Annotated in this window: 11 protein-coding genes; all 11 read left to right on the top strand. The window is 65.1% G+C overall.

Annotated elements, in window-relative coordinates; all coding sequences use genetic code 11:
* Window positions 1-43 precede the first annotated feature (43 nt).
* The 11 genes from ftsH (at window position 44) to nqrF (ending at window position 11,664) form a co-directional block, all read left to right on the top strand.
* Window positions 44-1,987 carry an ATP-dependent zinc metalloprotease FtsH gene (gene ftsH, locus RM531_RS05170; protein ID WP_311657781.1) on the top strand — a complete coding sequence of 648 codons (1,944 nt, stop codon included), beginning with the start codon at window positions 44-46 and terminating at the stop codon, window positions 1,985-1,987.
* Window positions 1,988-2,049: 62 nt separating this feature from the next.
* Window positions 2,050-2,880 (top strand): dihydropteroate synthase, encoded by an 831-nt coding sequence (gene folP, locus RM531_RS05175; protein WP_311657782.1) that lies wholly within the window; start codon window positions 2,050-2,052, stop codon window positions 2,878-2,880.
* A complete protein-coding gene (glmM, locus tag RM531_RS05180; protein WP_311657783.1) occupies window positions 2,877-4,244 on the top strand; it encodes a phosphoglucosamine mutase in 1,368 nt (455 codons plus the stop codon). The genes folP and glmM overlap by 4 nt, the downstream gene beginning before the upstream one ends.
* Before the next feature lie 72 nt (window positions 4,245-4,316).
* Window positions 4,317-5,069 carry a triose-phosphate isomerase gene (gene tpiA, locus RM531_RS05185; RefSeq protein ID WP_311657784.1) on the top strand — a complete coding sequence of 251 codons (753 nt, stop codon included), beginning with the start codon at window positions 4,317-4,319 and terminating at the stop codon, window positions 5,067-5,069.
* 17 nt (window positions 5,070-5,086) lie between these two features.
* The gene (gene secG, locus RM531_RS05190) at window positions 5,087-5,443 is read left to right on the top strand and encodes a preprotein translocase subunit SecG (protein WP_311657785.1); all 357 of its coding nucleotides are present in this window, start codon (window positions 5,087-5,089) and stop codon (window positions 5,441-5,443) included.
* A 104-nt stretch (window positions 5,444-5,547) separates the two neighbouring features.
* The gene (locus tag RM531_RS05195; protein WP_311657786.1) at window positions 5,548-6,912 is read left to right on the top strand and encodes a Na(+)-translocating NADH-quinone reductase subunit A; all 1,365 of its coding nucleotides are present in this window, start codon (window positions 5,548-5,550) and stop codon (window positions 6,910-6,912) included.
* A 40-nt stretch (window positions 6,913-6,952) separates the two neighbouring features.
* A complete protein-coding gene (locus RM531_RS05200; RefSeq protein ID WP_311657787.1) occupies window positions 6,953-8,227 on the top strand; it encodes an NADH:ubiquinone reductase (Na(+)-transporting) subunit B in 1,275 nt (424 codons plus the stop codon).
* A 1-nt stretch (window position 8,228) separates the two neighbouring features.
* A complete protein-coding gene (locus RM531_RS05205; protein WP_311657788.1) occupies window positions 8,229-9,032 on the top strand; it encodes a Na(+)-translocating NADH-quinone reductase subunit C in 804 nt (267 codons plus the stop codon).
* A gap of 6 nt (window positions 9,033-9,038) precedes the next feature.
* Window positions 9,039-9,701: an NADH:ubiquinone reductase (Na(+)-transporting) subunit D gene (locus RM531_RS05210; RefSeq protein WP_311657789.1), complete on the top strand. Its 663-nt coding sequence runs from the start codon at window positions 9,039-9,041 to the stop codon at window positions 9,699-9,701.
* A 12-nt stretch (window positions 9,702-9,713) separates the two neighbouring features.
* Window positions 9,714-10,322 (top strand): NADH:ubiquinone reductase (Na(+)-transporting) subunit E, encoded by a 609-nt coding sequence (nqrE, locus tag RM531_RS05215; protein ID WP_311657790.1) that lies wholly within the window; start codon window positions 9,714-9,716, stop codon window positions 10,320-10,322.
* A gap of 112 nt (window positions 10,323-10,434) precedes the next feature.
* Window positions 10,435-11,664 (top strand): NADH:ubiquinone reductase (Na(+)-transporting) subunit F, encoded by a 1,230-nt coding sequence (gene nqrF / locus RM531_RS05220; protein WP_311657791.1) that lies wholly within the window; start codon window positions 10,435-10,437, stop codon window positions 11,662-11,664.
* The last annotated feature ends 2 nt before the right edge of the window (window positions 11,665-11,666 follow it).

The following is an 11,666-nucleotide window of genomic DNA, read 5'->3' on the forward strand; positions in this document are numbered from 1 at the left end:
GCCATTTCAAGCGGTTTCGCACGACGAACCGGGGATTGACGACTTGAACGAATTAGCCAAGAACCTCCTGCTCTGGGTAGTCATCGCCCTCGTGCTGATGAGCGTGTTCTCCAGCTTCGCGCCGGATAGCTCCAGTGGCCGCGAGATCGCCTATTCGCAGTTCCTCGAGCAGGTCCAGTCGGGCAGTGTCCGGGAAGTGCACATCCAGGGTAGCCGCGTGGAAGGCTCCACCAGCGGCGGCAGTGAGTTCGTGACCTTCAGTCCGGAATCGGACAACAAGGCCATGATCGGCACGTTGCTGGATAACGGCGTCGAGGTTACCGGCGAGCCCCCCGAGCAGGGCTCCCTGCTGCGCCAGATTCTGATCTCCTGGTTCCCGTTCCTGCTGCTGATCGGCGTATGGATCTACTTCATGCGGCAGATGCAGGGCGGCGGCGGTGGGCGCGGCGCGATGTCGTTCGGCCGGTCCAAGGCGCGGATGATGAGCGCCGATCAGGTCAAGATCACCTTCGACGACGTGGCCGGCGTCGAGGAAGCCAAGGGCGAGGTCCAGGAGCTGGTCGAGTTCCTGTCCGACCCGGGCAAGTTCCAGCGCGTGGGCGGCAAGATTCCGCGCGGCGTGCTGATGGTGGGTCCGCCGGGCACCGGCAAGACGCTGCTGGCCCGCGCCATCGCCGGCGAAGCCGGGGTGCCGTTCTTCTCGATCTCGGGTTCCGACTTCGTGGAAATGTTCGTCGGCGTGGGCGCCTCGCGCGTTCGCGACATGTTCGAACAGGGCAAGAAGCATGCGCCCTGCATCATCTTCATCGACGAGATCGACGCGGTCGGCCGCCATCGCGGTGCCGGTCTGGGCGGCGGTCATGACGAGCGCGAGCAGACACTCAACCAGCTGCTGGTGGAGATGGACGGCTTCGAGGGCACCGAGGGCGTGATCGTGATCGCGGCCACCAACCGGCCCGACGTGCTGGATCCGGCGCTGCTGCGTCCAGGGCGCTTCGATCGCCAGGTGGTGGTGCCATTGCCGGACGTGCGCGGCCGTGAGCAGATCCTGAAAGTGCACATGAAGACCGTGCCGGTGCACGACAAGGTCAATCCCAGCGTCATTGCCCGCGGCACGCCCGGGTTCTCCGGCGCCGATCTGGCCAATCTGGTCAACGAGGCCGCGCTGTTCGCCGCCCGCACCAACAAGCGGCTGGTGGATCAGGACGATTTCGAGCGCGCCAAGGACAAGATCATGATGGGCGCCGAGCGCCGCTCCATGGTGATGACCGAGGACGAGAAGCGTCTCACCGCGTACCACGAGTCCGGCCACGCCATCATCGGCCTGTCCGTGCCCTCGCACGACCCGGTGCACAAGGTGACCATCGTGCCGCGCGGCCGTGCGCTGGGCGTGACCATGTTCCTGCCCGAGGAAGATCGCTACAGCTACTCCAAGGAGCGGCTGAACAGCCAGATCTGTTCGCTGTTCGGCGGACGTCTGGCCGAGGAGATCATCTTCGGCAAGGATGCCGTGACCACCGGGGCCTCCAACGACATCGAGCGGGTCACCGACATCGCCCGCAACATGGTTACCAAGTGGGGCCTGTCCGAGCGCATGGGGCCGCTGGCCTACGGGTCGGACGACGACGAGGTGTTCCTGGGCAAGTCGGTGACCCAGCACAAGCACATCTCGGACGAGACGGCCCATGCCATCGACGAGGAGATCCGGTCGATTGTCGACGGTTGTTACGAGCGATCCAAAAAGATCCTCGAGGACAACATGGACAAGCTGCATCTGATGGCCGATGCCCTGATGAAGTACGAGACCATCGATCGCAAGCAGATCGACGAGGTGATGCAGGGCCGTGAGCCGGGCCCGCCGCAGAACTGGGACGACTCAGACACGCCGGGTTCCGGTGGCGGCACGCCGACTGCCGACACCGGCGCTGAGCCTCGGCCGTCCGGGGGCGATACGGGCACCCCCAGTCCGGCCCATTACCGGCGCTAGGGCCGCACAGGTACCGGCGTCCGCGGATAATGCCGCGGGCGCCGGGCGCGGTTCGCTTTCCCGTGTCTGAACTCGATTGCCGCGGTCGTTTTCTTTCGCTCGACCGGCCGGTGCTGATGGGCGTGCTGAACATCACGCCCGACTCCTTCTCTGATGGCGGCCGGTTCGTCGATGCCCCGGCAGCGGTGGACCGGGCCCACGCCCTGGTGGCGGCCGGAGCGGCGATCATCGATATCGGCGGGGAGTCCAGTCGCCCGGGGGCCGAACCCGTGGCCGAAACCGAGGAACTGGATCGGGTGCTGCCGGTGATCGAGGCACTGCACGGCCGGATCGATGCGGTCATTTCCATCGACACGATCAAGCCGTCCGTCATGCGGGCCGCCTGCGCGGCCGGCGCCGGGCTGATCAACGACATCCGTGCGTTGCAGGAACCGGGGGCGCTGGAAGCCGCGGCGGCGAGCGGCGCGGCGGTCTGCCTGATGCACATGCAGGGTGAACCGCGGACCATGCAGGCATCGCCGCGCTATGATGACGTGGTGGACGACGTACGAACGTTTCTGGCCCGGCGACTGGCCGCCTGCGAGGCGGCCGGCATCCCGCGCAACCGGTTGCTGGTGGACCCCGGTTTCGGCTTCGGCAAGACTCTGACGCACAACCTGGCGCTGTTGCGGCGTCTGGAGCGTTTCGGGTCGCTTGGCGTGCCACTGCTGGCCGGGCTATCCCGCAAGTCCATGTTCAGCAAGCTGCTCGGTGATATGCCGCCCGAAAAGCGCATGCCCGCCAGCGTGGCGGCGGCAGCCATTGCGGTGCTCGGCGGCGCCCGCGTGATCCGTACGCATGATGTCGAAGCCACCCGCCAGGCGGTGGAGTTGGCCTGGGCGCTGCCGGCATGACGCGACGCTATTTCGGTACCGATGGGGTGCGCGGGCGCGTGGGCGAATGGCCCATGACCCCGGACTTCGCCCTCAAGCTCGGCTGGGCGGCCGGGCGCGAACTGGCGCCTAACGGCGGCAATGGCTCGGCCAAGCGAGCCTCGGTGGTGATCGGCAAGGACACCCGGTTGTCCGGTTACATGTTCGAATCCGCGCTCGAGGCCGGGTTTGCCGCGGCCGGGGTCGATGTGCTGCTGGTCGGGCCCATGCCCACCCCGGCCATCGCCTACCTCACGCGCACGTTCCACGCCGATGCCGGGGTGGTGATCAGTGCCTCGCACAATCCGTTCGACGACAACGGCGTGAAGTTCTTCTCCGGTCGTGGCGACAAGCTGCCGGACGCGGTGGAAACGGCGATCGAGGCGCGGCTGGACCAGCCGCTCGCCTGCGTGGCGCCGGCCGCGCTGGGGCGGGCCAGACGCATCGAAAGCGCGGCCGGCCGTTACGTCGAATTCTGCAAATCCACGTTCCGTGTGCAGCAGGCATCGCTGGCCGGGATGCGACTGGTGGTGGACTGCGCCCACGGCGCCGCCTACCACGTCGCGCCGCACGTATTCGGTGAACTCGGCGCCGAGGTGCACGTGATCGGCGCCGAGCCGGACGGGCTCAACATCAACCGGGACGTGGGGTCGACCCATCTGGATGCGCTGGTGGCCGAGGTCACGGCACGCGGGGCGGATCTGGGCATCGCCCTGGACGGCGACGGTGATCGCTGCCTGTTCGTGGACCACCGCGGCGAGATCGTGGACGGCGATCAGGCGCTGTACGTGATCGCCCGCGACCGTCAGGCCTGCGGCGCCCTGGAGGGGCCGGTGGTGGGCACCCAGATGAGCAACCTGGCGCTGGCACTGGCCTGCGAGAAAGCCGGCATCCCGTTCGAACGGGCCCGGGTGGGCGACCGCTATGTGCACGAACGGCTGGTGGCGCGGGGCGGCCTGCTGGGTGGCGAGTCCTCTGGACACATCCTGTGCCTGGACCGCACCACGACCGGCGACGGCATCGTGTCGGCGCTGCAGGTGCTGGCGGCGATGATGCGGCAGGGCTGCACCCTGCACGAGCTGGCCGCCGAGGTGGACCGGTGTCCGCAGAAGTTGGTCAACGTGCGGGTCCTTAAGGGCCAGGCAGCGACCATACTCGAGCATGAAAGCCTGGCGGCAGCGGTCACCGAGGTGGAAACGCAGCTGGCCGGCCGGGGCCGGGTACTGTTGCGGGCGTCGGGCACCGAGCCGCTGATCCGCGTGATGGTCGAGGGGCTGGATGCCGGGGACGTGGCGGCCGGCGCCGAGCGTATTGCCGCGACCGTGAGAACGCTGGCCGAAGCCTGATTTCGACCATCAGTCGGTTGAATCGGCTGTGCTAGCATCAGCGCCCGTTGTGTCAACGAAAGGGCGCCGCCCATGGCTCGAAAACCCCTGATTGCCGGCAACTGGAAAATGCACGGCAGCCGCGCGCACACCGCGTCCTTTGCCGATGCCCTGGCGGCGCAGCCGCTGCCGGATGGCATCGATGCGCTGATCTGCCCCCCGTTCGTTCATGTGGCCGACCTGGTGTCCCGCCTGGCGGGCACCGGTGTGCAGGTCGGCGGGCAGAACGTCTGCGACAAGGGCGGGCCGGGCGCCTATACCGGTGAGGTCAGCGCCGGGATGCTGGCCGACTGCGGGGCCACCCATGCGATAGTCGGTCACTCCGAGCGCCGCGCCCTCTACGGCGAGGACGATGACGTGGTCTCGGAAAAATTCGCGCTGGCCCGCGATGCCGGCCTGGTGCCCGTGCTCTGTGTCGGGGAAACCTTGGCCGAACGCGAAGCCGATCAGACCGAGAATGTCCTGCGCCGGCAGCTCGGCACCGTCCTGGGCGATCACGGCGTGGCGGCGTTCGCCGATGCCGTGGTGGCCTACGAGCCGGTATGGGCAATCGGTACCGGCCATACCGCGACGCCGGCCCAGGCACAGGCGGTTCACGCATTTCTGCGCGCCCAGATCGCGGCGGAAGATGCTACAATCGCTGCCGGTTTGCGGATCGTCTACGGTGGCAGCGTCAAGCCCGACAACGCTGCCGATTTGCTGGCCTGTGAGGATGTCGACGGCGGCCTGGTTGGCGGTGCATCGCTGGAGGCCGACTCCTTCCTCGCGCTCTGTCGGGCGAACTGACGGCGAAACTTAAAAGCATGCTCTACACCATCTTGGTCATCGTCCAGGTGCTGGTTGCCATCAGCCTGGTCGGTCTTATCCTGGTTCAGCACGGCAAGGGTGCCGATGCCGGCGCCGCCTTCGGTAGCGGCGCGTCCGGCACCGTATTCGGGTCCCGCGGCTCGGCCAACTTCCTGAGCCGGGCGACCGGGGCACTTGCCACCGTGTTCTTCGCGGTGAGCCTGTCGTTGGCCTATCTGGTCGGTGGCGGCGGCTCGGCGCCCGAGCAGAGCGTGGTCGACCAGCTCGAGGCGCCGGGCTCGGAACTGCTCGACGACGAGTCGACGCCGGACGAGCAGCCTTCGGCTCCGTCGCTCGACAGCGTCCCCGAGTAGGGTCACGCCGGGCAACTCGAATCGCCGACCTCATCGGGGTCGCGCCTCGTCGTCGCCGCAGCACCGCTGACCGGGGACGCCGTTACATTCTGGAACTGCGAACGATGGCCACTGCACATCGATTTACGATCAAGAAAGGGCTGGACCTGCCCATCGACGGGGCCCCGGCGCCGGTAGTCGAGAATGGCGCCGAGATCCGCACCGTGGCCCTGATCGGGCGCGACTACGTCGGCATGAAGCCGACCATGTTCGTGTCCGAAGGCGACCGGGTCGCGTTCGGGCAGCCCCTGTTCGAGGACAAGAAGACCCCCGGCGTTATCTACACCGCCCCGGCCGGCGGCGAGATCACGGCCATCAATCGCGGTGCTCGCCGGATGCTCCAGTCGGTGGTCATCCGCATCGACGCCGAACTGGATGGCAAGCCGCACGAAACCTTCGAACCGGTGGCCGACGTGGCGTCGATGGGGCGCGAGGCGGTACAGGATCGCCTGATTCGCAGTGGCCTCTGGACCGCGTTGCGCACCCGTCCGCTGAGCAAGGTGCCGGCACCCGGCAGCGCCCCGCGGTCGATCTTCGTGACCGCGATCGATACCAACCCGCTGGCGGCCTCGCCCGAGCAGGTGATCGCCGAGCAGCCGGACCGTTTCCGGGCAGGTCTGCGGGTGCTGGAGACGCTTACCGACGGCAAGCTCTATCTCTGCCAGGCGCCGGATGCGGAATTGCCGACCACCGACTCATCCAGGCTGGTAACCGCCGGATTCGATGGCTGTCATCCGGCCGGACTGGTGGGTACCCACATCCACATGCTGGAACCGGTGGGCATGGGAAATTGTGTCTGGCACATCGGCTACCAGGACGTGATGGCCCTGGGCGCGCTGTTCGCGGAAGGGCGGCTCGACCCGTCACGGGTGGTGGCGCTGGGTGGACCGAACGTACGCCGGCCGCGGTTGCTACGCACGCGCATGGGCGCGAGCACCGACGATCTGCTGGACGGCGAGATCACCGGCGATGATGCCCGGGCGATTTCCGGCTCGGTTCTGTCCGGGCGGCGGGCCGCCGGCTGGGCCAGCTATCTGGGCCGCTACCACACCCAGATTTCGGTGCTGCCGGAGGGACGTGAACGCGAATTCATGGGCTGGGTGATGCCCGGCCGCAACAGATTCTCCAAGATCAACGTATTCATCTCCAGCATCCTCAAGCCGGTGAGCTACCGCTTCAATACGTCGCAGAACGGCAGCCCACGGGCGATGGTGCCGATCGGCAACTACGAGGAAGTGATGCCGCTGGATATTCTGCCGACGCAGCTGCTGCGGTCGCTGCTGGTGCGCGATACCGATACCGCCCAGGCACTGGGTTGTATGGAGCTCGACGAGGAGGATCTGGCGCTGGCGTCGTTCGTGGACGTGGCCAAGTACGACTTCGGTCCCCATCTGCGCGCCAGCCTCGAACAGATCGAGCGAGACGGTTGAGGATGCCAGGACCTGTTGAGACGCTGAAACCGAGATAACCATGTCCGCCCTACGTAACTATCTGGATCGGCTCCATCCCTTGTTCGCCAAGGGCGGGAAGCTGGAGAAGTATTACGCCCTCTACGAGATGGTGGATACTTTCTTCTATTCACCCTCGGATACCACCCGCGGCGCGCCTCACGTGCGTGACGGCATCGACCTCAAGCGGGTGATGATCTACGTCTGGCTGGCCACGGTTCCCTGCATGTTCATGGCCTGCTGGAATACCGGCTTCCAGGCCAATCAGGCGATGGCGGCCATGGGCCTGGACGACGTCGAGGGCTGGCGCCAGATCCCGTTGCACCTGTTCGGCGTCAGCTACGATCCGACCAGCTTCTGGGACAACTTCGTGCACGGGCTGTGGTACTTCCTGCCCGCCTACATGGTCACCTTCATCGTCGGCGGCCTGTGGGAAGTGCTGTTCGCGGCGGTACGCAACCACGAGATCAACGAGGGCTTCTTCGCCACTTCCATCCTGTTCACCCTGACCCTGCCGCCGGACATTCCGCTGTGGCAGGTGGCCATGGGCATCAGCTTTGGTGTGGTGGTCGGCAAGGAGGTCTTCGGCGGCACCGGCAAGAATTTCCTGAATCCGGCGCTGACCGGGCGCGCGTTCCTGTTCTTCACCTTCCCGGCCTACATGTCGGGGGATGCGGTTTGGACCGCGGTGGACGGCTATACCGGCGCCACCGCGCTGGGCATCGGCGCGACCGAGGGCATGGCCGGCATCGTCAACCAGATGACCTGGTGGGATGCCTTCCTGGGCGATATCCAGGGCTCGCTCGGCTCGACCTCGACGCTGGCGATCCTGCTCGGTGCAGCGTTCCTGCTGTACACGCGCGTGGCCTCCTGGCGAATCATGGCGGGCTGCGTCGTGGGGTTGGTGGCCAGCACCTGGCTATTCGGCCTGATCGGCAGCGACACCAACCCGATGTTCTCGGTGCCCTGGTACTGGCATCTGGTGCTGGGTGGCTTCGCATTCGGCGCGGTGTACATGGCCACCGATCCGGTCAGCGCCGCGATGACCAACAAGGGCCGTTTCTACTACGGTGTGCTCATCGGCTTCATGACGGCGCTGATCCGCGTGGTGAATCCGGCCTATCCGGAAGGCATCATGCTCGCGATCCTGTTCGCCAACATCTTCGCGCCGTTGATCGATTATTTCGTGACCCAGGCGAACATCAAGCGACGGCAGGCGCGTCTGGCGGCCGCCAATGGGGAGAGCCCGCAGACGGAATCGACGGCCTCGCAACAGCAACCCGCGGAGGCAAGCTGACATGGCAGGCCTGTTCAACATGAACCGCAACGGCGTGGCGTACGTGGTGACGGTGGCGGTGGGCGTGTGCCTGGTGTGTTCGGTGCTGGTATCGGCGGCCGCGGTCTACCTCAAGCCGCTGCAGACCCAGAACGCCAAGGCCGATCGGCGCCAGAACATTCTGGCGGTGGCCGAGCTCGGCGGCCCCGGCGTGGACGTCAACGCGGTATTCGAGGAACGCATTGAGGCACGCGTGGTGAATCTGGAAACCGGCGAGTACGTCCCCGATCTGGAGGCCACCAATTTCGATCAGCGCGAGGCCGCCAAGGATCCGTCCACCAGTACCAAGATCCCGCCGAGTGACGATCCGGCCGGCATCAAGCGTCGCGCGAATCACGCCGAGGTGTATCTGGTGCGCGACGATCAGGGCGAGATCGAGACGCTGGTTCTGCCGATACACGGCTACGGGCTGTGGTCGCAGATGTACGGCTTCATTGCGCTCGCGCCGGACGGCGAGACGGTCAAGGGCATCAATTATTTCGAACAGGGCGAAACGCCGGGGCTGGGTGCGGAGATCACCAACCCCAAGTGGCAGCAAGTCTGGGAAGGCAAGAAAATCTACGACGAGAACGGCGAAGTTCAGCTGCGCGTGATCAAGGGCAATGTCGGCAGCGATACCCCCGACGCCGAACACAAGGTGGATGGCCTTTCCGGTGCCACGCTCACCAGCCGCGGGGTCAGCGGCACCATTGAGTACTGGTTCGGGCCGCGCGGTTTCAAGCCGTTTCTTCGCAACATCACCGACGGTCAGATCGGTAAGGGTTAGGCAACAATGTCCAATCAGGCAGTCAAGGTCGTCACCGACCCGTTGTTCAACAACAATCCGATTGCGCTGCAGATCCTGGGTATCTGCTCGGCGCTGGCGGTTACTACCCAGTTGGCCACGTCACTGCTGATGTGCCTGGCGCTGACTTCGGTGCTGGCCTGTTCCAACGCCGCGATCAGCATGATCCGCAATCAGATTCCCTCGTCGATCCGCATCATCGTGCAGATGACCATCATCGCGTCGCTGGTGATCGTGGTCGATCAGGTAATGAAGGCCTTCGCCTACGATCTGGCCAAGCAGCTGTCGGTGTTCGTGGGCCTGATCATCACCAACTGCATCGTCATGGGCCGTGCCGAAGCCTTCGCCATGAAGGAGCCACCGGGCATGTCGTTTCTCGACGGCATCGGCAACGGGCTGGGCTACAGCCTGATTCTGATCGTGGTCGGCAGCATTCGCGAGCTGTTCGGCTCCGGTTCGCTGCTGGGCTACCAGATTCTGCCGCTGGTCAGCCAGGGTGGCTGGTACGAGCCGCTCGGTCTGATGCTGCTGCCGCCCAGCGCGTTCTTCATCATCGGATTCTTCATCTGGGCGCTGCGCAGCTGGAAGACCGACCAGGTGGAGCATGCCGATTACCAGATCCACCAGGTGCATCGCACCGAAGTCGTTTAGGGATAACCGGCCATGGAAACCTATCTCAGTCTGCTGGCGAAGGCCGTATTCGTCGAGAACCTCGCGCTGGCGTTCTTCCTGGGCATGTGCACCTTCCTGGCACTGTCCAAGAAGATTTCCACCGCCATCGGCTTGGGTGTGGCCGTCATCGTGGTGCAGGGGCTCACGGTTCCGGTCAACAACCTGATCTATCAGTTCCTGCTTCGGGAAGGGGCGCTGGCCTGGGCGGGGCTGCCCAACGTGGACCTGTCCTTTCTCGGGCTGATCAGCTACATCGGCGTGATTGCGGCGATGGTGCAGATTCTCGAGATGTTTCTGGACCGCTTCATGCCGGCGCTGTACGGCGCGCTGGGCATTTTCCTGCCGCTTATCACGGTGAACTGCGCCATTCTCGGTGGCTCCCTGTTCATGGTCGAGCGCGATTACAACTTCGCGGAGTCGGTGACCTATGGCCTGGGCAGCGGCATCGGCTGGGCGCTGGCGATTGCCGCGCTGGCCGGCGTGCGTGAAAAGCTCAAGTACTCGGATGTGCCCGACGGGCTGCAGGGGCTGGGCATCACGTTCATCACGGTGGGTCTGATGTCGCTGGGCTTCATGGCGTTTTCCGGCATCCAGCTCTAGGACTCTTGAACCGCAAAGGACGCAAAGAGCACGAAAAAGGCAGTGAATCTCCTGCCAATCGTGTTCCGGGCTTTGCGTCCTTTGCGCCCTTTGCGGTCAACGGATTGTTTCTATGAGTGAACTAGCACAGATTGCTCTCGGGGTCGGCGTTTTCACCGGCGTGGTGGTGATGCTGGTGATGGTGATTCTCGGCGCCCGCTCGCGGTTGGTGGCCAGCGGCAACGTGGACATCGAGATCAATGGCGAAAAGACCATCCAGGCGCCGGTCGGCAGCAAGCTGCTGGGCGCACTGGCCGATTCCAAGCTGTATGTCTCGTCGGCCTGCGGCGGTGGCGGCACCTGCGCCCAGTGCCGGGTGAAGATCCACGACGGCGGCGGCTCGATCCTGCCCACCGAGGAAGAGCACATCAGCAAGCGCGAGGCCCGCGAGGGCGATCGCCTGTCCTGCCAGGTCACGGTCAAGCAGGACATGAAAATCCAGGTTCCGGAGGAGGTCTTCGGCGTCAAGCAGTGGACCTGTCGAGTGCGTTCCAACCAGAACGTGGCGACCTTCATCAAGGAGCTGGTGCTGGAACTGCCGGAAGGTGAGCATGTGGACTTCCGCGCCGGCGGCTACATCCAGATCCAGGCGCCGCCCTATCAGATCGATTTCAAGGATTTCGACATCCAGCCGGAATTCCACGAGGACTGGGACAAGCACGACCTCTGGCGGTACAAGGCGGTGAACCGTGAAACCGTCACCCGCGCCTATTCGATGGCCAACTACCCGGAAGAACGCGGCATCATCATGCTGAACGTGCGTGTTGCCACGCCGCCGCCGGGCAACCCGGACGTGCCGCCGGGGTTGATGAGCAGCTACATCTTCAATCTCAAGGAGGGTGACGAGGTCACCATCGCCGGCCCGTTCGGGGAATTCTTCGCCAAGGACACTGACGCCGAAATGGTGTTCGTGGGCGGCGGCGCGGGGATGGCGCCGATGCGCTCGCATATCTTCGACCAGCTGCGCCGTATCAAGACCGACCGCAAGATGACCTTCTGGTACGGCGCCCGTTCCCGGCGGGAGATGTTCTACGTCGAGGACTTCGACCAGCTGGCCGAGGAGAACGACAACTTCGAATGGCACGTGGCTTTGTCCGACGCCAAGGAAGAAGACAACTGGACCGGGGATACCGGTTTCATCCACGACGTGCTCTACGAGCGCTATCTCAAGGACCATCCGGCGCCGGAGGACTGCGAGTACTATCTGTGCGGTCCGCCGATGATGAACGCCTCGGTGGTGAATCTGCTGGAGGATCTGGGCGTCGAGCCCGAGAATATCCTGCTCGACGACTTCGGCGGCTGATC

Source organism: Spectribacter acetivorans, from assembly GCF_031846305.1.
GTDB lineage: Bacteria > Pseudomonadota > Gammaproteobacteria > Nevskiales > Salinisphaeraceae > Spectribacter > Spectribacter acetivorans.